At 47.1% G+C, this 23466-nt stretch carries 15 protein-coding genes, 17 tRNA genes and 1 rRNA gene; 8 read left to right on the top strand and 25 right to left on the bottom strand.

Annotated elements, in window-relative coordinates:
* Positions 1 to 256: 256 nt before the first annotated feature.
* On the top strand, positions 257 to 2257 hold the full coding sequence (locus tag ACE04G_RS10320) for a methyl-accepting chemotaxis protein (RefSeq protein WP_221823781.1): 2001 nt from the start codon (positions 257 to 259) through the stop codon (positions 2255 to 2257).
* A 203-nt stretch (positions 2258 to 2460) separates the two neighbouring features.
* On the opposite strand, the gene ACE04G_RS10315 is transcribed toward ACE04G_RS10320, so the two are convergent.
* Positions 2461 to 3657, bottom strand: coding sequence for a DUF2087 domain-containing protein (locus ACE04G_RS10315; RefSeq protein ID WP_449004292.1), 1197 nt, complete (start codon positions 3655 to 3657; stop codon positions 2461 to 2463).
* Between the two features lie 219 nt (positions 3658 to 3876).
* Positions 3877 to 5850 carry a methyl-accepting chemotaxis protein gene (locus ACE04G_RS10310; RefSeq protein ID WP_449004291.1) on the bottom strand — a complete coding sequence of 658 codons (1974 nt, stop codon included), beginning with the start codon at positions 5848 to 5850 and terminating at the stop codon, positions 3877 to 3879.
* 268 nt (positions 5851 to 6118) lie between these two features.
* Between ACE04G_RS10310 and ACE04G_RS10305 the strand changes: the two genes are divergently transcribed.
* From ACE04G_RS10305 to ACE04G_RS10295, 3 genes are all read left to right on the top strand, one after another.
* Positions 6119 to 7519 (top strand): serine hydrolase domain-containing protein, encoded by a 1401-nt coding sequence (locus ACE04G_RS10305; RefSeq protein ID WP_339306527.1) that lies wholly within the window; start codon positions 6119 to 6121, stop codon positions 7517 to 7519.
* 256 nt (positions 7520 to 7775) lie between these two features.
* Positions 7776 to 9188, top strand: coding sequence for an N-acetylmuramoyl-L-alanine amidase family protein (locus ACE04G_RS10300; RefSeq protein WP_339181336.1), 1413 nt, complete (start codon positions 7776 to 7778; stop codon positions 9186 to 9188).
* A gap of 34 nt (positions 9189 to 9222) precedes the next feature.
* Positions 9223 to 9783 carry a GerMN domain-containing protein gene (locus tag ACE04G_RS10295; RefSeq protein WP_339181333.1) on the top strand — a complete coding sequence of 187 codons (561 nt, stop codon included), beginning with the start codon at positions 9223 to 9225 and terminating at the stop codon, positions 9781 to 9783.
* Positions 9784 to 9859: 76 nt separating this feature from the next.
* Here the strand turns inward: ACE04G_RS10295 and ACE04G_RS10290 are convergent, their stop codons facing one another.
* The 4 genes from ACE04G_RS10290 to ACE04G_RS10275 form a co-directional block, all read right to left on the bottom strand.
* Complete coding sequence (locus ACE04G_RS10290) at positions 9860 to 11449, bottom strand: MBL fold metallo-hydrolase (RefSeq protein WP_405131223.1); 1590 nt, start codon at positions 11447 to 11449, stop codon at positions 9860 to 9862.
* The gene (locus ACE04G_RS10285) at positions 11446 to 13116 is read right to left on the bottom strand and encodes an ABC transporter permease (RefSeq protein WP_221823952.1); all 1671 of its coding nucleotides are present in this window, start codon (positions 13114 to 13116) and stop codon (positions 11446 to 11448) included. Before ACE04G_RS10285 ends, ACE04G_RS10290 begins: the two co-directional genes overlap by 4 nt.
* 81 nt (positions 13117 to 13197) lie before the next feature.
* A complete protein-coding gene (locus ACE04G_RS10280; RefSeq protein ID WP_339306521.1) occupies positions 13198 to 14271 on the bottom strand; it encodes an ABC transporter substrate-binding protein in 1074 nt (357 codons plus the stop codon).
* 70 nt (positions 14272 to 14341) lie between these two features.
* The gene (locus ACE04G_RS10275; protein WP_221823770.1) at positions 14342 to 15358 is read right to left on the bottom strand and encodes an ABC transporter ATP-binding protein; all 1017 of its coding nucleotides are present in this window, start codon (positions 15356 to 15358) and stop codon (positions 14342 to 14344) included.
* 407 nt (positions 15359 to 15765) lie between these two features.
* On the opposite strand from ACE04G_RS10275, the gene ACE04G_RS10270 reads away from it, so the two are divergent.
* Together ACE04G_RS10270 and ACE04G_RS10265 are read left to right on the top strand one after the other, a co-directional pair.
* Positions 15766 to 16674 (top strand): LysR family transcriptional regulator, encoded by a 909-nt coding sequence (locus ACE04G_RS10270; RefSeq protein ID WP_076216600.1) that lies wholly within the window; start codon positions 15766 to 15768, stop codon positions 16672 to 16674.
* 147 nt (positions 16675 to 16821) lie between these two features.
* The gene (locus ACE04G_RS10265) at positions 16822 to 17682 is read left to right on the top strand and encodes a hypothetical protein (RefSeq protein ID WP_449004290.1); all 861 of its coding nucleotides are present in this window, start codon (positions 16822 to 16824) and stop codon (positions 17680 to 17682) included.
* Between the two features lie 249 nt (positions 17683 to 17931).
* Here ACE04G_RS10265 and ACE04G_RS10260 read toward each other — a convergent pair whose 3' ends face one another.
* Positions 17932 to 18357: a hypothetical protein gene (locus ACE04G_RS10260; protein WP_339306516.1), complete on the bottom strand. Its 426-nt coding sequence runs from the start codon at positions 18355 to 18357 to the stop codon at positions 17932 to 17934.
* A gap of 147 nt (positions 18358 to 18504) precedes the next feature.
* On the opposite strand from ACE04G_RS10260, the gene ACE04G_RS10255 reads away from it, so the two are divergent.
* Positions 18505 to 20187, top strand: coding sequence for a helix-turn-helix domain-containing protein (locus ACE04G_RS10255; protein WP_339306514.1), 1683 nt, complete (start codon positions 18505 to 18507; stop codon positions 20185 to 20187).
* A gap of 95 nt (positions 20188 to 20282) precedes the next feature.
* Positions 20283 to 21332, top strand: a complete 1050-nt coding sequence (locus ACE04G_RS10250; protein ID WP_449004289.1) for an ABC transporter substrate-binding protein — start codon at positions 20283 to 20285, stop codon at positions 21330 to 21332.
* Between the two features lie 383 nt (positions 21333 to 21715).
* Here the strand turns inward: ACE04G_RS10250 and ACE04G_RS10245 are convergent.
* From ACE04G_RS10245 to rrf, 18 genes are all read right to left on the bottom strand, one after another.
* A tRNA-Gly gene (locus tag ACE04G_RS10245) sits at positions 21716 to 21786 on the bottom strand.
* A gap of 12 nt (positions 21787 to 21798) precedes the next feature.
* A tRNA-Pro gene (locus tag ACE04G_RS10240) sits at positions 21799 to 21872 on the bottom strand.
* 15 nt (positions 21873 to 21887) lie between these two features.
* Positions 21888 to 21964 (bottom strand) — tRNA-Arg (locus ACE04G_RS10235).
* A gap of 6 nt (positions 21965 to 21970) precedes the next feature.
* Positions 21971 to 22045 (bottom strand) — tRNA-Gly (locus tag ACE04G_RS10230).
* Between the two features lie 8 nt (positions 22046 to 22053).
* Positions 22054 to 22140 (bottom strand) — tRNA-Leu (locus ACE04G_RS10225).
* Positions 22141 to 22149: 9 nt separating this feature from the next.
* Positions 22150 to 22225 (bottom strand) — tRNA-Lys (locus ACE04G_RS10220).
* 9 nt (positions 22226 to 22234) lie between these two features.
* Positions 22235 to 22309, bottom strand: a tRNA-Gln gene (locus ACE04G_RS10215).
* An 11-nt stretch (positions 22310 to 22320) separates the two neighbouring features.
* A tRNA-His gene (locus ACE04G_RS10210) sits at positions 22321 to 22396 on the bottom strand.
* 97 nt (positions 22397 to 22493) lie between these two features.
* Positions 22494 to 22569 (bottom strand) — tRNA-Thr (locus ACE04G_RS10205).
* Between the two features lie 22 nt (positions 22570 to 22591).
* Positions 22592 to 22669: transfer RNA gene (locus ACE04G_RS10200), tRNA-Asp, on the bottom strand.
* 27 nt (positions 22670 to 22696) lie between these two features.
* Positions 22697 to 22770: transfer RNA gene (locus ACE04G_RS10195), tRNA-Met, on the bottom strand.
* A 17-nt stretch (positions 22771 to 22787) separates the two neighbouring features.
* Positions 22788 to 22863 (bottom strand) — tRNA-Val (locus ACE04G_RS10190).
* Positions 22864 to 22869: 6 nt separating this feature from the next.
* Positions 22870 to 22941, bottom strand: a tRNA-Glu gene (locus ACE04G_RS10185).
* 17 nt (positions 22942 to 22958) lie between these two features.
* A tRNA-Ser gene (locus ACE04G_RS10180) sits at positions 22959 to 23050 on the bottom strand.
* 3 nt (positions 23051 to 23053) lie between these two features.
* A tRNA-Asn gene (locus tag ACE04G_RS10175) sits at positions 23054 to 23129 on the bottom strand.
* Position 23130: 1 nt separating this feature from the next.
* Positions 23131 to 23206: transfer RNA gene (locus ACE04G_RS10170), tRNA-Ala, on the bottom strand.
* Positions 23207 to 23239: 33 nt separating this feature from the next.
* A tRNA-Ile gene (locus tag ACE04G_RS10165) sits at positions 23240 to 23313 on the bottom strand.
* 59 nt (positions 23314 to 23372) lie between these two features.
* Positions 23373 to 23466: ribosomal RNA gene (rrf, locus tag ACE04G_RS10160) — 5S ribosomal RNA — on the bottom strand; the annotation flags it as partial.

Genomic DNA, 23466 nt, shown 5'->3' with positions numbered 1-23466 from the left:
GTACCACATTAATTCAGAAATATACCACAAGATGTGCACTAAGGGAGAGACAGATTACTTTTTATAGAACAGATGTAATCCTAAATACCTACAAAATCGAAAAATATTTTCGCATAACTCATAAATCATGTTGAATAAACGCGAAATTTGTCATACGATAGCACCAGAAACTTCTGGAAAGGATGGAATGAATATCTTTTATCAGATGGGCTTGTCCACTAGACATGGGGATGGGTTACACAGAGGGGGAATGTGTATGAAAAAAATTCGTAAACAAGGGGTCAAAAGAACAATGCAGATGAGAGAGAAACTGATTTTGTCATTTGCCATTGTATTGCTCATTCCAACCATTAGTCTTGGCATTATCTCGTTCCAAACAGCCGATGCCAAGGTTGAAGAGAAAATGTATGAGAACGCGATCAGTAGTGTTACTGTGCTCAACCAGACCATTGACCAGATCATTGGTGCAACACGCAAAAATGTTGATTTCCTGGCAAGTCAGCTGGATGCAGGCAATGTCGGACCCAATCAGGGTGACGAAACAGATACCATCCGTACCTTGCTCGACGCGTATAAGGAAACACATGATGACGTGGAACTTGCCTCCATCGGTACCGATCAGGGCGTGTATATTAACTCCCCTGTAACTGCGGTGAACAAAGAAGGATATGACCCGCGCGAACGCCCGTGGTATCAGGCTGCTACGCAGAACAAAGATGTCCCTACCGTAATCACCCCCTACTTATCAAGCAATACCGGCAATGTTGTTGCTTCGGTAGCTCAGACCTCAGCGGATGGCCATGGTGTCGTCTCTGTCAGCCTGTCGCTTGAAGCCCTCTCGAAGACGGTTAACTCCACGAAGATCGGCGAGAAGGGTTATATCTATATCATTGATAATGCCAATAAAATCATTGTACATCCTACCGAGAAACCGGGGACCGAAGGAACCATGGCACCCTATAAAGATATTTTTGCACAGAAAAACGGAAGTCTGACCTATACACTAAATGGAAACCAGGAACACGCCTTTTTCTCTACCAATGAAACGACGGGCTGGACCGTGGTTGGTGTCATCGACAGTGGGGAAGTGACAGCATCTGTCCGTCCGATCCTATACACCACACTTATTGTTGTAGCGATTGCAATTGCGGTAAGCTCCATCATTATTTTCTGGATTGTGCAATCCATCACCAAACCACTGAACCGCTTGGTGAAGGCATCTGACGAAATTAGTAATGGTAATCTGACTATCGAGGTTGCGGTATTAGGACAGGATGAATTCGGCAAGCTGAGCACCAGCTTCAATAAGATGAGCGAATCCCTGCGAACCGTTATTCAGGACGTGCGACACACGGCTGATGAATTAACCGCCTCATCCACACAATTGGCAGTCAATTCATCCGAGACAACCAAAGCAACTGAGCAAGTCGCCTTGATCACAGAAGAATCCGCAGCTGGACTTGAGAAACAAGCAAGCAGCCTGAAACATACGGCACTGCAGATGAATGAGCTTGCTGGAGGTGTGGGACAGGTAACGAACAGCACACAGCAAGTATCCGAAGCTGCCATGCAAGCAAGTGAGCTCGCGGATAAAGGGAATGCTACCATGCAGACGGCCGTATCCGAGATGAGTTCCGTCAGTCGCTTTGTGCAAGGTATGGCAGATACTGCCGGACGACTTGAACAGCATTCCACATCCATTGGTGAGATGGTATCTGTCATTACAGATATCGCTGCACAGACCAATTTGCTTGCTCTCAATGCTTCTATAGAAGCAGCACGTGCAGGTGAGCATGGACGTGGCTTCTCCGTTGTTGCCAGCGAAGTCCGCAAGCTCGCGGAACAATCCAGCCTGTCCGGCCAGAAGATTGTAGAGATGGTCGGAGCGATTCAACAGGAGATTTCAATGGCCAATCACAGTGTACAGATCGGGCAACAGGATGTAAGCAACGGCATTCGTGCCGTTCAGTTTGCAGATGAAGCTTTTGCCCAGATTAGTGAGGCTGTCGGGGTCGTTAATCATCAGCTTGAGAACATTGCAGCCGCCTCACAACAGATGTCTGCAAGTACAGCAGAAGTGGTGCAATCCATTGATCAGATCCACGCGATATCTGAAACCAATGCCGATGGAACGGAGAACATCTCTGCTGCTACGGAGGAGCAAGTGGCTTCCATGCAGGAGATATCATCCTCTGCTGATTCACTTGCCCATCTGGCTCACAAGCTGCAGAAGCTGGTGGAACAATTCAAGCTGTAGTCGTTGAACTAAAGATTGTTTACACTAACACTACGATGACAGAATAACCTTCCAATCGCTGTTATCGTGCAAACGATTAGTTCGACTTATAAAATTAAGTAGTCTGTAGTACCAAAAGCCCCTTTGCCATCATATTGGCAAAGGGGCTTTTGGGTTATATTTGAGTTATAAGGAACGGGAATTCTAGAAAGGAAATATCCCTCCTATTCAGCAGATTGCTTTTTATCTCCGTGGTATCCTTGATCTCCGTAGGGCTCTAACTGTTCAAACCAGCGATTCAGACATTTGGCGAGTGCATCTTTGGAATCGTTATACGGGTTATCGTCTTGTTTCAATGTCTCCAGCACCTCGATCACAAACGCATTCTCTCCATATTTATTCCATTCAGCCTGCAATCTTCGATTCAGATGGCTACCCATCTGTAACATAAACCGTTGTCCGTTAATGGTTTTCAGGTTAAGTGTGCTGTCGATATAAACTTTTCCGTTACGTTCATTCCGAATCTGGTAGACGCCCGCTTCCGTCTTGACTTCTTTGGCCTGTTCCTGTAATTCTTTGCGACGATCCATCTTCTCCTGCTCCCCCTTTGCTTTGCGCTCCGGTTTTCCAACTTCGGCGCTCTGTTGATCTGCGTGGCTTCCCAGCCAATACTGACTGCCGTCTGGCTCACGTTCCAGCAAACCATAGTCGACGAGATACCTCCGTACTTCCACGTAATCATCATGAACTTCCTTCAGCAGCTCATTGACCTGTTTCTCGGAATATTTGCGCTCTGTCTCGAATCGTTTGGCAATTTCGGTGAGCACAATATATTTATGCTTTTGCTGCATATGAAACGTCGTCAGCCGACCGCCAGTACCCTCTGGAAAATACTTGTTTAGCACCTTTTCCCGATCCTGTTCTGTGATATCAAATGAATCACGATGGATTGTATGTCCATGTCTTGTCACCGGTGACACCCATTCGGCTGGAGCCTGGGTATCCTTACTTTTGAGAAGTTCCATTAATGCCAGGAATATTTTGGCCTGCCGTTCCTTTTCCTTTAATACAAACCGATGATTCCGAATCGTGGAGGCACTCCCGATACCAAGGGCCTTTTGTACTTCAGCATCCTTCTTTCCTTCATGAAACTGGGCCAGCAATCCACGCTGGACATCAGACAATCCGGTTACGCTTTTATCCAGCTCCAGCAAATATTCAAATACCGATCCATGAACCTTTTCAATATGCACTCGCATATAACGGGCTGCCTCATAGAGCACTCCTTCTTCAGGATAGATAATCCCGGCTTCCGTCCTGTATCCGCAGCAGACACATATATAGGCGGGACCCTCCTCCGTATAACCACGCTTGATCTCTTCCAATGAAGCTGTTTGCAACCAGGATTCCGATGATTTCATGTAAAAGCTCCTTTTTATCATTGTTATGGTCATTCCAAACGTATATTAATCAAACATATTATATTTTTGTTTGTTCATTTATAGATATAATATAATTTAGTTTATAACATGTCAACATAATGGAAAAGGATACTGTGTTTGAAGACACAACGGATACCCCTTTGTTCAACAGAAAAAAGACCGCAGGGTCGCAACCCTGCAGTCTCATCTCAATACCTGTTACAACTTAAAACGTTCAATCATGCTTTGCAGATCTTCAGCCATACGTGACAATGCTGCCGAAGAAGCTGCAACCTCTTCCATTGTAGCCAACTGCTCTTGAGCCGCCGCTGATCCATCTTCCGTTCCAGAGGCAATTCTGTCCGACAGAACCATGGTATCACTTACTGCCTTGTTGACATGACTCATGCCACCATCAATTTGACGGGAAGCCGTGGATACTTCTCCAGCTTGTGCAGCCACCAACTGTACCGCAGTACGAATGTTATTGAATGCTTCGCCCGCTTCTGTAACCATCTGCGAACTCTTCACCATGCCTTCTCCCGTACGGGCAAAAGTGGATTGTACCGCATTGGTTTTCTCCTGCATCTCATGCATAAGCTCATTGATCCTCTCGGCTGAAGCGCCTGAACTGTGAGCCAGTGTCTTCACTTCGTTGGCTACAACCGCGAATCCGCGCCCTTGCTCGCCAGCTCTTGAAGCTTCAATGGATGCATTCAAAGCAAGAATGTTCGTCTGCTTGGCAATGGCCGTAATCTCGGCCACAATCACAAGAATCTCTTCATTTTTCGCGCGTAGATCCTCAATGACCACAGACATGGCTTTGCTCTCGTCATTCACCTGCTGAATATGGGTAACCGCTTCTTCCACGGTAACCATGCCCGCTTCCGACTTCGTGGAAGCATCCAGAGCGATACGAGCGGTTTCTTCAGCACTTGATGAGATTTCTTTCACTCCAATGGACATTTCGCCCACGAGTTGGCCTGTAGCAGCAAGACTATTGTTCTGCAAATTAGTTCCCGCTGCTGCATCCTGCATCAGTTCTGCCACCTGTTCCGTGGCTTTGGATGTCTGCTCGGAACTTGCCATCAGTTCTTCAGAAGATGCCGCCAGCTGGCTGGACGTATCATGCACCTCTCCAAGCACACTACGCAGGGAAGTCGTCATCGTGTCGAAGCTTTCCCCGAGCTGTCCGAACTCATCCCGCCGCTGTAAACCTACCCGAACGGTGAGGTCCCCAGCGCTTACTTTGGATGCTGCCTGCGTTAACTGCAGCAATGGCCGGTGAATGCTGCGGATAATGAATATAAGCAGAATCAACCCAATAACCAATGCAGATGCCACAATCGTAATTGAACGGATCAAAATAGGCATTACAGCTTCCGTTGCTTCCGAAGGAACCATCTCACCAACAATTTTCCAACCTGTCACCGGATTAGTAAAATACACAGCTTCCACTTCGCGACCATCATATGTATACTTCAGCGTTCCACTTTCCTTCGTATACATCTCATTAATGTAGCTTTCATCCGACTGTGTACCGGATTCAATATTGTAGTGGAACAGGAATTTACCCCCGTTATCCAGCATGTACAGTTTTCCCTCTTTACCAATACGTATCTGATCAACGGATTCTTTCAGATGATTGAGACTGACATTGGCTCCGAATACCCCTTTGCCGTCAGCCAGCTTGACCGCTGCGGTCACAACCCATTCGCCCGTCGAAGCCGACTGAAACGTATCCGAGATTACCGGTTCATCCTGGGACATGCCCATCGTATACCATGAACGTTCTCGAGGATCATAATTCTGTTCCTCGGATTCAGGGGACTTCATCCAGCTGCCATCTTCAGCACCTGCAGTAAGTACACCCAGTTCCTTATGATTCTGAGACATCCGATCCATCTGCCTTTGCAGTGCAGGGGATTTAGTAATAATATCGTTTGAAGTCATACCCGCAGCCATCTGAGCTGCGTTATCCTTCTCCATATCGAGCATTTGATTTATCTGCAGACTAAGCATTTCTGTTTTGGCCTGTGCGGAACGAATAATCTCCATTTTAACCTGATCAGCAGCTTTTTGATAAGACAACCATCCCACGGTAATGCTCGGTACTATCAGGAACAGGAGCAATGCAGCAATCAGGCGTTTTTTTACGGTTAAAGTAAACCAATTTCGAATCCTTTTCTTCATTTTAACTATCCCCCATCATAATCTTCACCCATCCTTTTATCGGACAATCGCTGTAAAAATATTATGTATAGATACTAAATTAGTACAAATTTAATTTAAATGATCTGATCAGATGTTATGGATTATATCCGCTTCATCGTTTTGACCCTCTACCCGAGATCGTTTACAATGCTCATAAGCTGGTTATTCATGAAACGATTGGAAGGAGAGGATTCAAATCTTACGCAAGTCAAATGAAAGACAACGTATTTCCACAGTATATTCATCCATGTTCCGCATTCTGTTAGCGCTCATCCTGTGCACAGGACCGATTCTGGGACAATCTGGTATTACGGCATCCGCAGCGCAGGCAACGCAAGCAGTTCACATTGAAGTGAATGGTGAGCAACAATCCTGGAAGAACGCACCACTTATAATCAAAGGTTCAACGTTTGTTCCACTGCGGGATGTGGCCACATCGGTTAAAGGCACGTTGAAATGGGATAATCGTACCAAGACGGCTACCATTACCATTGGCAGAGACAAGCTGATCCATCAGGCTGGCAGCAATTCCATTAAAGTAAATAAGGTCGATCTGGCTACAGGTGTGAATTCACGTACCGTTAACGGTACGTTGATGGTACCTGTCCGGGCAATGGCTAATGCAATCAAGGCAGACATCAAGGTCCAACGCACAGCCACGGGGCAGATGAGTGTAAATATGGTCACTGATCAAGTCAGCTTGCTGAATAGCGAGGTTGCCAGCGTGGATACATATCTGCGCGAGATCAACTATCCAGGTATGGCTCTGATCGCCCGCGATGGTGAAGTACTTCTAAAGCAAGGCTACGGACTTGCCGATGAACAGACGCTGAATCGCCCGGATCAGAAGACACGAATCGCATCACTAAGCAAATCCTTAACGGCCGCGTCCATTCTGAGTCTCGTGGAGAATGGTAAGATTAATGTGCAAGATCCAATCTCCAAGTATATCTCTGGTATACCGAAGGGAGATCAGATCACGCTTCATATGCTGTTATCCCAGACTTCAGGTCTGCCATCCGCATTTGGTCGGGGTGAAGGAACTTCTATGGAAGAGACGGTAGAAGAGATTCGTCACAAAACGCTGAAGTTTGAACCGGGGAGTGCCTATCTGTACAGCAACAGCGGTTATGTTTTGCTTGCATATGTCGTTGAACAGGTATCTGGCATGAGTTATGCCGATTACGTGCAACAGACGATACTGAAACCGCTTGGCATGAAAAATTCAGGAGAGGCTTCCCGTAAAGTGCATACCATTAGTGGTTTTGTTCAAAAAAATAACGCATGGGTAACTGCGCCTTACTATGTGTCTCAATCCGGGTCAGGAACCATCTATTCCACGGTGGACGATATGCTGAAATGGGATCGTGCGCTTTATACAGACCAGATTCTAAGCCAGGATACGATTGAGCAGATGTATGAGCCTTATTCCGATAAGAACTACGGCTACGCCTGGATTCTTAAAGAAAACGGCACGAATCGTACCGTCTTCCATAACGGGAGTGGCGGCGGGTTTGCCACAGCTTTTTCACGTAATCTGTCCGATGATATCACGATTATCCTGCTCGGCAACCACGCAGGTATGGACATGACTTCACTTTTGGATGAAGTTGAGGCAAAAACAGCCAAAGCACTGCAATTGCAATAATTTTATTGTCATAAAGAGTAATTGGAGACGGTCCTTCAACAGGATCGTCTCTTTGTTCTAGATACATCCTCAATTCCGACTTCGAATACATACATCTACTAGAAATCCCATCAATGTCCAAAAGAATACGTGCTCATCTATAAATAAATTAGATAATTTAAGATCAAAAAAGAAACATTTTTACATTTTTACCGTTCATACTATATAGGTATATTTTGGAAGTAAGCTATAGATCTAATACTAGTCGAGGTGCATAATGAAGAAAACCATTTTACTACTGTTTTTGAGCCTGTTCTTACTCGTTTTGCTCCCTCATCAGGGAAATGCCGCTGCAAGCACGTCGAAAATCTTTATGGATGGAGAGGAATTAGTCCTCCCAAATGATGTACAGGTGAAGATTATCAATAAAAACGTGATGATCCCGATTCGTGTCGTTGCCGAAAATTTGAAATTCAAAGTCGATTGGAACCAGCAAGCACACACTGTAAAAATCCAGCAAGATCAACAGATCATCTCTCTAACCGTGGACCAAAAACAAGCCATGGTTGCTGACAAGCAGGTCACCTTGAACACAGCACCGCAAATTTTGAATAAAACGCTGGTGGTGCCCATTCGATTTGTCAGTGAACAAATGGGGCTTACGGTAAAATGGAACAATCAAGACAAGATCGTATACTTAACAAACACCAGCAAAGAACCTGCTGTCGACCCTGGCAACAGTTCAGGGAAAGGGGACTCCTCTTCTGTCGCTCAGGTTACCGATATCCAATTTGCCAACAATCAGCTCGTCTTATCCACGGATGGGACCGTTCAGCCGGTAGTAACGACCCTCAAGTACCCTGATCGTCTGGTTGTGGACTTGCCTGGAGCCACCTTTGGTGATATCTCCCAACCACTGGATCAAGGACTCAATGGCAAGTTGGATGTGAGCGGTTATCCCAATGTGACGGAAGTGAGATATTCGCTTTTCAAACGAGATCCAGGACAAGTTCGAATTGTCGTAGAATTGAATAATGTGATGGATGTCCAGTACAGCCAGAATGTGATTGCCGACAAACTGATTATTGATCTGAATGTTGCGGGAGACAACATCGCACCTGCTCCTGTCACTCCAGTAGGCGATTCAGGACGCAAGGTCGTTGTGATCGATCCAGGACACGGTGGCAGTGACCCGGGGACGATCAGCATCACGAACAAACCCGAAAAAGAATACAACCTGGCATTGGCTCACAAAGTACAAGCCCTGTTGCTCAATGAGCCCAATATCGAATTGGTGATGACTCGTGAAGGTGATACCTATCCGACCCGCCCTGAGCGTGTTCAACTCGCCAATCAATTAAATGCGGATGTATTCGTATCTATCCACGGCAATAGTGTGAAGTCTGCCCCCCAAGCGACAGGTACGGAGACATATTATTATCAACGCAGTAACAGCAAGGAATTAGCCAATATCATTCATCAACGTTTGGTGAAAGCCATGGGTCTCAGAGATCGTGGTGTGAAAAATGGCAACTTGGAAGTAATCCGAGACACGACCATGCCTGCAGTGCTTTTGGAAGTGGGATTCTTAAGTAATGTGCTCGATGAAGAACTGATGTCGTCCGAAGTTGTTCAGACGAAAGCCGCTCAAGCGATAGCCGATGGAATCAAGGAGTATTTGGGCCTATAAATCATCAAATAAATCAGATGAAGGAAGTGATTTTTTGAATAAGAAGCTAGGTTGTGCACTTATATTAACATGCTTGATCCTTATCGGAGTTGGATGTGCCCAGAAGCCAGTGAACGAATCCGGTTCGAATGAACCTGCTGTTCAGGGAGGACAGGCGCAGTCACCAAACCCATCCGAACCGGAGGTGGATCTGGGCACAATGAATACACAAGTCATCGATGTATATTTGGCAGATTCTCAGGTCCTTGAGCTGGAGAAAACAGAACAGAAAATTGAATACAAGGATGATTCCGAAAAATATGAAAAAACATTCGCAGCGTTGCAAACGAACACCGATTCAGATCTTGTTTCCCTCTGGGAGCAGGTGGAACTGCTCTCTGTCCAATATGCTGAGGGTACGGTGACTTTGGATGTTCATATCCCCGCTGAAGCCAATCTCGGTACCAGTGGAGAAATGCTCGCATTGGAAGCTTTAACAACAACGATGTTTCAGTTTGATGAAGTGAAGAGCCTGGATATACTGGTGGACGGTGAAGCCGTTGATAGTTTGATGGGTCATGCCGAACTGGAACACCCCATTCATCGCGAATCCTAACTGATCAAACAACAATGGAAAAAGAACGTCCCCAGGGACGTTCCAATCTGACGCATCAATTCGATTCATGCACTATTCACACATATAGCTCGTCACCAGCAGACAGTGAATGTATAACTGTTCCCGGTGACGGGCTATTTCTGAGCAAACCTTCTTTTAATCGGTCCGTCTCTGCCCGGTCAGCATGTACAAGGACCGTATGTCTTGCTGGAACCTGATGCAGCATCCGTTCAACATCCTTCCAGCCCTGATGCACTTTATAACGTATTTTCCGCACTTCACATGCTCCATACTTTTCAGGAACCCGTAGCAGCTTATCAGCAAATGTATCATGAGCAACATGCCCAGTGAGCAGAATCAGATTCTCCTCCCTGTCCGATAATTGACTATAGTACCAACGGGCAAGCGAGGACTGCATCATGCCGTCCGGAATGAACCATAGCGAAGCAGCATGATGTTCCAACAGTTGTTCCCGCTCTTGGGTGGTTGTAGGTAGATCCCATCCTCGTCCGGTCAGAAAGCAATCGATTTCGTCTTTCAACGAACTTCCGATGACATGCTCTCCCTTCTCCCTCAACCAATACGGAACATGCATAAGCTGCTTCATACCGTCCACCAGCCCTTGTTCCACTACGATTGGAATAGCCGGGAATTGTTGCTGTGCCCACAGTATGATCTCCTGTCCACGCCCTACGACAGGCATGGGTAAGAGCACCTTTCCACCTTGAGCAATCGTCTGGCGAATGGCTCGTTCAAGCTGTTCCAGTTTGTCGGCCTGTGTATCCTGGTCCGTACCGTAGGCCGCATCAACGATTGCCAGATCCACCAGTCCGACGGAAGATATTGGCGCAGCGTCTGCTACGTTTGCTCTGCCTGCTCTGACTGCTCCATCTGCTCCATTGGATGAGAAATTCCTCTGCTTCATGGGTATCTCCATGGATACAAGTGTTCTTGACGACGCTTCTGATGCAACAGATGTCTGATCTTGTGACGTTATGAATTCTCCAGCCTTTTGCCCACTGTTTATAACGATTAGTTGCTCCGTACCCCACCGCTCGCTGCTCGGAGCATCGGACACAGGATTCTCACGAAGCATGCTTTTCTGCCAGAACGACTCCGCTGGACAATCCTCCTGTAAAAGCATTGATTCGGACGTGTAGTCCCCGGAATAGAAAATCCGCTTACCTTCCATTTCAACCCCAAACCACACCGATCCAGCCAGATGTCCACTCCGTCCCCACATCACTTTTACTTCGGGAATCGGTTGGAACCAGGTTTGGGATACGACCTCATCTTCCAGATACCGATAACGAATAGCCTGCTCATCTGCTTCATCGTATGGGAGCTTCTCTCCGACACGTTCTGCAAACCTTCGCCAGTTGGCAAAATACGTACGCAGCTGCGCCCTCGTCTCTCTCGTCGTCCACACTTCACCCTGGTAGCCCATCTTATACAACAAAGGGATGGCGACCGAATGATCCTCATGGGCGTGAGATAACAGGACCGCGTCCAGTTGCGGGACAATCTCCGGGTCAATAAGCGGATACTGGCCTGTGCCTTCTTTTTTCACACCACAATCCAGCAAAAGGCGAAACCGGCTCCCGCTCAGGAGATAGGCGGAACGTCCATGTTCCCCTGCACCGCCCCATACGTTCAGTTTGATCATGATGCATTCCACTTTCTCTTTGAATTCAGCAGTTCGATTCCAAGCAGCATCAGCACCGTCATACCTACAGTTACAACGGCCATCGCCATGCCAAGTGATACCTGACCTTGTTCAAACTGCGCAAAAATATACGTAGCCGACGTCTGCATCGACGGTGGAAGAATCAACAACGATCCGACCAGTTCCCTTGTTGCAATCGTAAAGGTCATCATCCAGCCCGCCAACATGCCGGGCAGGATCAGTGGGATCAGGATGCGCCGCAGAATATACAGCGGCTTCCCGCCAAACACTTGCCCAGCCTGGAACAACGTTCCGTCAATCTGGGTAAAGCTCGATTTTACATACTGCACGGTGTAAGGCAAGAAGAGAACAACGTACGTGAGCACAACCATGCCGTAGGTGTTATACAACGTGACTGGCATCCAGGGTGAGTTCCAGAACAGAATCAGTCCCACCACCATCACGATGCCCGGCACTGTATTAGGCAACAGACTGAACAAGTCAATCACACGCTGCATGAATGAAGATGATTTGCCGATCGCGAGTGCAAACCCAGTACCGATAATAACAGCAACGGTTGAAGCCGCGAGGGATAATCCCAGACTATTCCCGATCGCCTTCATACTCACCGAACCCCAAGATAACAGCTCCTTGTAATGATCCAAGGTCAGATTATCAAAAGCAATCCCCGATCCCCGTAACTTCATGGTCGAAGCGGCAATGATGGAGAAATATGGGATACCTATCGACAGGATCAACAGAATTGCAAGATACGCCCCACACAACCATCCTGCTCCGCCACGAAGGGAATATCGCTTCGAACGTTGCCCTTTGCCACCCACCAGACGATACGTGAACTTCCGGCTCATGGCAGACTGCATATACCACATCACCAGACAGACGGATAGCAGTACCGATGCCAGCGAAGTCGCCTTACCGAAGTCAATCGGCCAACTGGAGATGTACTTATGAATTTCGGAGGTCATGACATAATAGCCAATCTTTCGCCCAAAGGTTGCCGGTGTTCCGAATTCCGCAATCGTTTTGACAAAGACCAACATGATCCCCATGCCGTAAGACGACAACAACAGGGGTAAAATAATGCGTCTGAAACGGTATCCTGCTCGTGCACCGTGCACGGCTCCCGCTTCTTCCAGATTGCCACCGATGCGGATCAATGCATCTCGAAGCAGCAGATACAAGAACGGGAACAGGTGCAAGCTCATGATGAGCACCATGCCCCAGAAGCTGAAGAACAGCTCACTCCAGCCCGCAGATGAGGGCACCCATTGCTGGAGATATCCCCCTTTTTGCATAAACAGAATCCAGCCCATCGAGCCGATATACGGCGGGGTCATGAACGGAATCATCAGGATTACATCCACCCAGCGATGCTCGCCCATCCGAGTCTTCGCCATCATCCAGGCCAGCGGCAGCGCCAGCAGCGTGGTTACCGCTACAACGCAGATACCAAGCCAGACGGAGTTCAACAATACACCTGATAGATGATGACCTGTAATCGTGCGAATCGGAGCCATCCAGTCCCATTGTCCGTCCGGATACACACTTTGCCAGAAGATCAGCAAGAGCGGCACACCAATGCTTATGGTCAGCAGAAAGAGGGCCAGAATTACGCCCACTCTCCGAAAAATTCGGTTGTTGTCCATTCCAACAGGTTTCACTACGTTCACCTCACATGACTTTCCACAGACAGCAGGTATTCCTTTTGCCTAGTTGTCTCTATCCTATTATTTAAAAGTCTCGGAAAAACGCGCCGCTGTCTCTTCGCCATGTTCGCTCATCCAGTTCCAATCCACTTTGAGTTGTGGGATATCCTTCACATTGGCACGGTTAGTCGCTTCAATGTCTTCACGGCCCGGAATCAGATAGGCATCTGCAACGAGCTTCTGTGCTTCATCGGATAACAGGTAATCAATGAACGCTTTGGCGTTCTCTACATTTGGGCTGGATTTCAGAATCGCTGCCGGTCTTGGGCTGATTACCGTGCCTTCCTCAGGATATACGATATCCAGTGGTTCGCCTTTTGCCTTGGAGGAATACGCCATGTAGTCCACACCTGCCGCTACGATGCTTTTAGCACCCGTAATGACCGGATCCAATGCTTCCTGATTGGCGCCTGCCATCGCTACACCATTCGCTTTATAGGCACTCAGCAGATCCCATCCTTTTTCACCATTCACACTCAGGTATCCTGTGATGAAGTCGAGTGCTGAACCTGATAATGTAGGGTCGGGAATGTTCACTGCATCTTTCCACGCAGGCGTTGCGAGCTCTGCCCAACTTGTTGGTGGTGTAGATACCAGTTTGGTGTTATATACAATACCCAGTGCAGAAGCACTGCTGCTAAAATAGTTGCCCTCTGCATCCGACCAATCCTTGTTCAGCTTGTCTGCATTGGCTGCTTCAGGGTATGGCATAGTCAGTCCATCGGCTTTCAGAGCCTGTGCTGAAGGTAAAGAGGCCAGGATCACAACGTCTGCAACCGGATTGGATTTCTCTGCTTCCATACGAGCCAAAATTTTGCCTGTCGTTCCCTGGAACATCTCAACTTCGATCCCTGTTTTGTCTGTAAATCCGCTCACGATATTATCCGCCAGCTTCTGTGGGCCAGCACTGTACAATACCAACTTGCCGCCAGCCGGTTTCGTTGTTTCCGCCGCCGCTGCTGTGTTTCCTTCACCTGCAGGTTGTGCCGCGTTGCCTGTGGTCGAGTTCCCTGTGCTACATCCGAACAAACTGATACTCATTACCGCTGTTAATAACAGCATTGCGCTCTTTTTCCGTGTTTTCATACCCAACATATTCGTCCATCTCCCTTGGTTTCTTATAAAATGTGTACTCCTGCTTCCAACTGCGTGCTCGTTCAATAATTTAGTATGCCACTGCGATTGCTTCGTTCTGCTTCACACTCGGGTGGTCATAACCGTCCATTCGGCATATCTGCTCAGGGGTTACATAGAGCTGCACCCGCTCCCCGACGCGCACCCTTTGGTTCATATAGGCTGTCCATACGCCCAGCCCTTCCATCTGCACTCGTACTTCATAACGCTCACCTACATAGCTGACACTAAGTACCGTCCCCGGATAACACAGATCATCATGACCTGTTTTGTTCCAGGTGACATGCTCTGGTCGCACCATCGATTGATTAGGCGTGAGCCAGTTGGACTTTCCGATAAACGAAGCGACATACGGATCACTTGGCGCCGAGTAGATCGTTTCCGGGCTTCCCTTTTGCAATATCCGCCCCTTCTGCATCACCACAATCTCATCCGACATCGACATCGCTTCAATCTGATCATGTGTGACGTACAGCGCAGTCAGTCCCATGTCTCGTACCAAAGACATCATCTCAATCCGCATCTCTTCCCGAAGTACAGCATCCAGTGCACTCAGTGGCTCATCGAACAGGATCACACCAGGTCTGACGGCTACGGCTCTGGCAAAAGCAACCCGTTGCTGCTGTCCACCAGACAACTGATGAGGATATCGATCTTCCATGCCTTGCAGGCGAACCATGCCAAGTGCTTCGTTCACCTTTTGCCGCAGATCAGATTTCTGTTTTCCGGCCTTCAGGCCAAACGCTACATTTTCGTATACGGTCATATGCGGCCATAATGCAAAATCCTGAAACACCATGCCCAGATTACGCTTGTGTGTTGGTATATCAATCCGCTTCGCCGCAGAGTAGATACACTGACCATCTGCCCGAATCTCCCCCGCGTCCGGCTGTTCCAGCCCGGCCAACATGCGCAGCAATGTTGTTTTGCCACAGCCCGATGGGCCGAGCAGGGTCGTGAACTTTCCATGTTCAAGCGTTAGATCTGTCGGCAGCAGTGCGGGTGTTTGATTAAATGATTTTTGAATTCCCGTTATCTCTAATTTCATAAGCATCCCTGCCTGTCTTCTGTTACTTGATCTCTTGCACTGTTCTCAGTCTAACGTCCGCTTTCGCGAGTTGTATGTCTTGTATGTAAAATTGGAATTAACTTTTTAGATGAATTCTGTTGATGTTCATAGATTAAATCTATAGTAGGTGAACTAAATAAATTTTCATGTTGTCGCTCCGATTACAGCACCATCTTCCGATCGCTGTTATCCCCAGATTTCTTATATTCCCTTTATGAAGGGAGAAATCCGGGGATAAAGGCGAAGCTTATGCTTCCGAAGCAGCTTTCTTCCAGAAAGCTTTTGGCTTCGCTTCTTCAGATTGGTTCTGTACTCTCCGTCTTTATGAAAAACATTAGATCATCTTATATATTGGGGCTAGTAGAAGTGAGAGGAGTGTTAGGGTATTGAATCTGATCAAATTACAAATTGTTGAGCTGATCGACAAGCATCATCACATGACAAGCGTGGCCGAGTTACTGGGGATCAAACAACCTACCGTTACATTTCATATGAAGTCATTGGAGGAAGAGATGGGTGTGCGATTATTCGAATCGCGCAGTGGAAAGACCTTTTTAACCGAAGCCGGACAGGCTTTGCTTCACTATTCCGTCAAAATCAATGCTCTGACCCAAGAGGCAAGGCGGGTAGTGAAGGAATATGACAGTCTCTATCGGGGCACCCTGCACATTGGAGCAAGCTATGTACCGGCCACATATTTGCTGCCCACCATACTCAATACCTTTTCTCAGGAATTCCCGGGCATTCGTATCGTCCTATCCGTCAAACCATCACCTGTTATTCGCGAGATGTTAATTCGGCATCAGATTGATCTGGGGGTGATCTCTTCCGAGCCATTTGTTGGACCCGCCCTGCAAGCTGAGACGCTGTGTGAAGACGATCTGGTATTGATCTGTTCTCCACAACATGGGTTGGCCCAGAAGGATGCATTAACACCTGATCATATTGCTCAGATTCCTTTTGCCCTACATGGCGATGAATCCAGTACTAGACGGTTAACCAACCAATGGCTCACGCAACATGACATTCGTTTGCGGAGCACCGTGGAGATGGATTCCCTGGAAGCGATCAAACAGCTCGTGTTAATCGGGGGGCATGTCTCATTCATGTCTCGGATGGCGGTACAGTGGGAGGAACAGCACGGGCTCATTCAAGTTCTTCCCATTCCGGGAGAGCAGGCACCGCGCCATATATACACCGTACATAACAAGGACCGCCACCCTTCCGTTCAGGTAAACCGTTTCAAAGAAGTGCTGCGAGAGGTGAGTCATGGCTTCCCCATTTTCCATGGCTGATTGCCCTGATCCGCTATAAACTATCGTTTGCCATTCATCAAATCTATGCAGGGTTAACGCAATGCGCGCTTCCCTTTAATCGCTTTCAGATACTCGGGCGATAAAGTTGAGTCTGTACGCTAATCCAGATTAGGAGAGTGATTGGTTTTGAAAAAGTGGAAAAAGGTAACCGCCTCATTGATGCTGAGCATCGTAACATTGGGAAGTGGAATGACATTCCTGGGAGCATCCCAGGCTTCAGCTGCTGCCAATGCCGTTCCTGCTTATGAAGTGAAGTTTCTGGCCAAGCCGGAGCTTGTATTGAATACAGATGGGACTCCACGCAGTGAAGTGATTCAGACACTCGGCCTGAGTTCCACGCCAAGAAACATTAACGTGGAGTACTTCGATACCAATGCGCTCGGATTGGATCAACAAGGATGGAACGTACGTTTTCGCAAAAAAGATGACAAGAATAACTACGAATTGACTTATAAAAAACGCTACCCTGTGATCAATGGCGACATCAATGCAGCACTGACTCTGGCTAATCAAGAGGGTTTTGATAAATCAGATGATAATTACGAGGCTGAGATTGATTGGGGATATGGCAAACAAACCTTAAGCTTCTCCAATACCAAAAAAGTCGATACCAAAGCGACAGGAGTCCAACTTCCTTCGCAGCAAGAAGCCTTGAACATGTTACTCGACAAGCTTCCAGGCAAATTGAAAAGCTGGACTTCCTCCAACTGGGGCAAGCAGCAATTGACTCAATCCCGTGCATATGGTCCAATCACATTCCAACGTTATGAAGGTACATGGAATGGTCAAGAGCTTACACTCGAAGTATGGCCGATTCGTGACGCAGCAGGTACAGGTATTGAGAATATCGTAGAGGTTTCGTTCAAAACTGATGATGCTGTAGCCGTATCCGGACTGCGTACCCAACTGCTGCAATTGCTGGAGAACAACAACTGGCTGATTCCGGCTGATGGCTTGAAAACACAAACCATTCTGGAAAGATATTAATCGCTAGCTCTTGGCTAAAAAAACAAGCTCCTCTTCCTGCGTACATCGTAGGAGAGGAGCTTGTTTTTGCGTAGTGAATTAAATGATCTGTTATTTAAGTAATTCTACGATTAACATCAGTTGAGATTTTACTGGTTATTCGCTCAACGGTTTGGATCAAGGTAAATATGTATTGGCTATTTTCCAACTCGGTAACCTGTTTCAATTCAATTTATAGTGGAGGGTTACGTGGTTCAATGATCAGAATTTCTACAGTCTTATAAATCCATCACTTGAGTTTTGCGTGAATAGCTGACCCTCGATTTCCCATAGAAATGCTTTAGCGTGCGCAGGCTTCATAAATCTTAATACTATCGGACGTACCCTACCATTCATCTCGTAGTGTATTACGAGATAATTTCTCGAATTTGAGCTGCCTGTTCTTTTTGGATATCCTGCACTCCCGATTTTTCTTAATGAGAGTTCAAACGTTTGCTGACCACTTTGAATATATAAGTTCCCATTACCTATCAGCACATCCACCCGCCTGCCTTCCGCAACTTGTGGAAGCCCTGACTGATGAATCCCTACTGCATGTAACCTTGATCCGAACTGCTGTTTTAGTTTATTGGATCGACTCGTCGTTCGAATACCAAATATCGAAACTAAGATAATAAAACCAAGTATAAACCACATTCTATATACCCCCCTCGCTTTCTCTTCTGTATATCATTTCATATTATCATATGGACTTCTTATTTGAATGACAATATGCGATAATTGATAATTATTCTCAAATACATCCTATGTAATGTTACTATTGTAAGTTAAGGAGGGATTCTGGTGACTTTGCAAGTCTTTCCACTGATATCTAACGGTGACCATACCCGTGACCTATATGCAAGATTCAAAACATCCGAAGTTCTCAATCAAGCGTCTTTTCTTCCCCCATTCGTATTAACGGACTCACATCTTCTGCTCATCTGTACTGGCGGTGAAGCCGATATTCGTATTGGGCACAGGCTGAATCATGCCACACTCGGCAAAATGTATCTGATCCTGCCAGGAACAGCGATAGAATATACAACGGATGAAGTTCATCCTTTACAGGGACTCGCGATATATTTTGATCTGTTAAAGCCCATTTCAGATATGAACAAAACCACTTCTGGATCTACTGTAATGGAGGTATACCAAATAGGGTTACTTCGTTCGGCTTATGCCGATGAGTTACCGCACGAACTTTTTCAGGAATGTACCAGAATTGCCTCACAGCTCCATGAATGCATCTCTGTACCTCAAGAAAATCGTCCATTTCGTATTCAGACTTTGATGCATGAATTGTTGACCCATGTGTATGCTCCTCCCAAAGAGAGTGCAATAGGAGATTCCGAACACACCTCTGCTTTGGATCAAACGCTTGAACTTATTGAGCTTGGATATGCTGAGCATCTTTCTCGGGAAGTTCTTGCCGGAGTGGCAGGTATGAGTGTATGGCACTATTCGAGGGTATTCAAAAACCGGACTGGCATCAGTCCCATGGAATATGTGAATAGTATCCGCATGGATAGGGCCAAAGAGATGCTGCTCGTTCCCGGCCAGACTATCAAACATATCGCCTCACAGGTTGGTTATCAGGACGAGTTTTACTTTAGTCGCAAATTCAAAAAATATGTTGGCGTGTCTCCATCCACCTATCAACGGCAGAAACGCAGTAAAATCGCTGCCCTTTCCTTTGGAACCACCGGCCATCTGCTGGCATTACAGATCATACCCCATGCGGCATTAATCGATAACCGACGGGATCAACACAGGAATCTTTTTTTCTCCAATATCCCTTATCATCTGGGACGTAGCAAACGAATGAATCCTCGTATCTGGCAAACCAACGTTGAGTTGTTGATGCAAGCGAGCCCGGACCTCATACTCTGTAATGAGTACGAAGCCCATACGTTAAAAAGAACGCTGCAGCGAATTGCTCCTACCATCGTTATCCCATGGAAAGGATTGAGCTGGCGGGAACACTTCGTACAAGTTGCCTCCATTGTGGGACAGCAACAAGAAGCTCAGCTATGGTTGGAACAGTATGATGACAAAGTAGCCCATGCCAAAGAGCAGCTTAGTCATCTTATAGGTAAGGATACGGTCTCCATCATTCATATCATGATGGGCCACCTGTTAATCTACGGGCGACGCAATGGGGGCGCTGTTCTATATAACGACCTGGGGGGGTCCCCTTCACACGATCTGCTTCCAGGGCAAGTCTATCGTGCACTGGATGAACAGGAGTTGCCTCAAATGGTTGGAGATCGCATGTTACTGATTGTGGACCCGGACTCAGAATCCCAGCAACGCTGGCATAAACTACAACAGACTCAGCTATGGCAAGATTTGATGCCCGTGAAAAACCAGTATGTATATCTGCTAGATGAAATGCCGTGGTTGGATTATTCGCCGTATGCCCACGATCAGATCATCGATGAAACAATCAAACTTTTTGGTGGAACTCAGCACATTAATCCATGACCGGATAGCACAGAAGGCTATGTCTCCCCCAACATGAGACCGCTACAATATAAAGTGTACTGAGAATCAATATCAATAGAAACACAGGGGGATTTATGATGTACAAACAGCATTATGTCAAAATAACGGGGATCCTGTTCATACTCGCCATGTTACTTGTTGCGTGTGGACAGACACCTGCAAGCACTTCGAAGCAATCTGCGGATGGCGTGAAATCAGCTGCGGGGACAGATGGAGGCTCATCCACTGAATCAGCTACTAAGACTGTGAAGAGCGCCAATGGCAGCAAAGAAATCCCGGCACATCCTGAACGGATTGTGTCCATTAATATGGAGGATATTCTCCTCTCCTTGGAGGTACCACTGGTACTTGCAACACCTATTGGCCGGCAAGATTACCTGAACGAGCAACTTGAAACCCAAGGCGTGGCTATCGAACCCATAAATGAAAATGTCAATTTTGAAGCTGTAGTCAGCGCCAATCCGGACCTCATTATTGCCAATGCCAGTTTGGATGCCAAAATTCTCGAACAACTCGAGAAGATCGCGCCAACGGTCACTTATGATCGCCGTAATTGGCAGGAATCTATCGTGCAGGTAGCTACTGCACTGGATATTGAAGAGCGGGCTGAACAGCTTTTACAAAAAAATAAAGATCAGGTAACTGAAGCCCAGAAGCTCGCAGCGAATATCACCAAGACCCAACCTACAGCTGCATTCCTGCGCCTGGAAGAGAAAGATATGCGTTTGTTCTTCTCGTCCATTCCATCCACGCCATTCCCAGCTTCCAGTTATGTAGGAGCGGGTTATGAAATTGGATTCACTCCCGACGCTCTCGTTACCAAACTTGAGGCCGAGAATCCGGATCGGATGAATGCCAGTATCTCGGTTGAGCTTTTGCCTGAAATCAAAGCAGACTATCTGTTTATCGTGTCCATTAGCTCAGATGGGTCAGCTGAAGCGTTGCAAAAAACAAAAGATGAACTCAACGAAATCCAGCAACTCCAAGTATGGAAAAGCCTACCCGCTGTCCAAAATGGTCATGTCTATGTCCTCAATGCTAAGAAATGGCTTATTGACGGCCCCATTGCCGAATCGCTCAAACGTAATGAAATGCTCGAAGTTCTTGGACTACCTGCTCCATAATAGTAAACGTACCGTCTGTTTCATCCACAACAAACAAAAGGAGATCCACCGAATTTTCGGTGAATCTCCTTTATATTTAATATTCCAAATGGTCTCATTCAGCAATTCTTCATTCCAGTAATTCTTTAATTCTTCATTCACATCAGGCTTTTAATATATTTTAAAGTTTTGGGCTGTTTCGATCCCAAGTGCACTCTGGATAAACGTATTAGCCACTTTCTCTACAGGTACAGGATTAAATCCAATAAAGAAATCCTTATATTTTTCCGCTTCATCCTTAATCAAATGACAATTGGCCCTATTTTAAATAGATCACACTTGATTCTTTTTAACACAAAAAAAGCCCTTGCTATAAGCAAAGGCTCTTCTATATGTTACTAGGAAGCGGGTGATGGGAATCGAACCCACGCTATTAGCTTGGAAGGCTAAAGTTCTACCATTGAACTACACCCGCAAATAAAAAAAATCGGGATGACACGATTTGAACATGCGACCCCCTGGTCCCAAACCAGGTGCTCTACCAAGCTGAGCTACATCCCGATACTTATGAGAAAATGGCGCGCCCTGAGAGATTCGAACTCCCGGCCTTTTGATTCGTAGTCAAACGCTCTATCCAGCTGAGCTAAGGGCGCAAATATTGGAGCGGAAGACGGGAATCGAACCCGCGACCCTCGCCTTGGCAAGGCGATGCTCTACCGCTGAGCCACTTCCGCAAAACATATGGTGCGGTCGAGAGGACTCGAACCTCCACGGGGGTTAGCCCACACGGACCTGAACCGTGCGCGTCTGCCAATTCCGCCACGACCGCAAAATATAATGGTGAGTCATGAAGGGCTCGAACCTTCGACACCCTGATTAAAAGTCAGGTGCTCTACCAACTGAGCTAATGACTCGTAATGAAATGGCTGGGGATATAGGATTTGAACCTATGCATGACGGAGTCAAAGTCCGTTGCCTTACCGCTTGGCTAATCCCCAATAAAAAATCATGGGGCGATCGAGGGGAATTGAACCCCCGAATGCCGGATCCACAAACCGGTGCGTTAACCACTTCGCCACGACCGCCATAGAGTAAGCCATTCATCCACTAAGAGTATCTTAGTATTAACAACTGCATCTATAATATACATTCTATCACAAATTCAGATGTAAATACTAAAAATGGTGCCGGCGAGAGGACTTGAACCCCCAACCTACTGATTACAAGTCAGTTGCTCTACCAGTTGAGCTACACCGGCACGGTGTATATTTAATTAAAAATGGCGGAACCGACGGGATTCGAACCCGCGATCTCCTGCGTGACAGGCAGGCATGTTAGGCCAACTACACCACGGTTCCAGATCACTTTCTCAAAGGAAAGTATAATTGCGGGGGCAGGATTTGAACCTGCGGCCTTCGGGTTATGAGCCCGACGAGCTACCGGGCTGCTCCACCCCGCGTCGTTATAAAGTTTATATGGTGGAGGCTGAGGGGATCGAACCCCCGACCCTCTGCTTGTAAGGCAGATGCTCTCCCAGCTGAGCTAAGCCTCCATAATATGACCCGTAGGGGATTCGAACCCCTGTTACCTCCGTGAAAGGGAGGTGTCTTAACCCCTTGACCAACGGGCCGTGCTAAAAAAATTATCTGGCGGAGAGAGAGGGATTCGAACCCTCGAGACGCTTGTGACGCCTACACGATTTCCAATCGTGCTCCTTCGGCCAGCTCGGACACCTCTCCATATGGCTCCCCGAACAGGGCTCGAACCTGTGACAACTCGATTAACAGTCGAGTGCTCTACCAACTGAGCTATCAGGGAATGGTGGAGCCAAGCGGGATCGAACCGCTGACCTCCTGCTTGCAAGGCAGGCGCTCTCCCAGCTGAGCTATGGCCCCATACTCTGTGTATTTCTTGTTGTGGTCTTGCTATGGGCCCTGGTGGACTCGAACCACCGGCCTCACCCTTATCAGAGGTGCGCTCTAACCAACTGAGCTAAGGGCCCTAATATATATCCCTTATTCCTTTGCAAGGGGGGCAAAAAAAATACCCCAAAGGGAAATCGCTTGGCGGCGTCCTACTCTCCCAGGACCCTGCGGTCCAAGTACCATCGGCGCTAGAGGGCTTAACGGTCGTGTTCGGGATGGGTACGTGTGGA

This window comes from Paenibacillus sp. AGC31, from assembly GCF_057334655.1.
The sequence above is the reverse complement of the archived record's forward strand: the minus strand, read 5'-3'. Positions and strand labels throughout refer to the sequence as shown.

Bases quoted from the DNA above. Each gene is read 5' to 3' on its own strand.
- ACE04G_RS10250 (WP_449004289.1), top strand. From the start codon at position 20,283: ATGATGTACAAACAGCATTATGTCAAAATAACGGGGATCCTGTTCATA.
- ACE04G_RS10315 (WP_449004292.1), bottom strand. From the start codon at position 3,657: ATGAAATCATCGGAATCCTGGTTGCAAACAGCTTCATTGGAAGAGATC.
- ACE04G_RS10260 (WP_339306516.1), bottom strand. From the start codon at position 18,357: ATGTGGTTTATACTTGGTTTTATTATCTTAGTTTCGATATTTGGTATT.
- ACE04G_RS10300 (WP_339181336.1), top strand. From the start codon at position 7,776: ATGAAGAAAACCATTTTACTACTGTTTTTGAGCCTGTTCTTACTCGTT.
- ACE04G_RS10305 (WP_339306527.1), top strand. From the start codon at position 6,119: ATGTTCCGCATTCTGTTAGCGCTCATCCTGTGCACAGGACCGATTCTG.
- ACE04G_RS10275 (WP_221823770.1), bottom strand. From the start codon at position 15,358: ATGAAATTAGAGATAACGGGAATTCAAAAATCATTTAATCAAACACCC.
- ACE04G_RS10320 (WP_221823781.1), top strand. From the start codon at position 257: ATGAAAAAAATTCGTAAACAAGGGGTCAAAAGAACAATGCAGATGAGA.
- ACE04G_RS10285 (WP_221823952.1), bottom strand. From the start codon at position 13,116: ATGGACAACAACCGAATTTTTCGGAGAGTGGGCGTAATTCTGGCCCTC.
- ACE04G_RS10290 (WP_405131223.1), bottom strand. From the start codon at position 11,449: ATGATCAAACTGAACGTATGGGGCGGTGCAGGGGAACATGGACGTTCC.
- ACE04G_RS10280 (WP_339306521.1), bottom strand. From the start codon at position 14,271: ATGTTGGGTATGAAAACACGGAAAAAGAGCGCAATGCTGTTATTAACA.
- ACE04G_RS10310 (WP_449004291.1), bottom strand. From the start codon at position 5,850: ATGAAGAAAAGGATTCGAAATTGGTTTACTTTAACCGTAAAAAAACGC.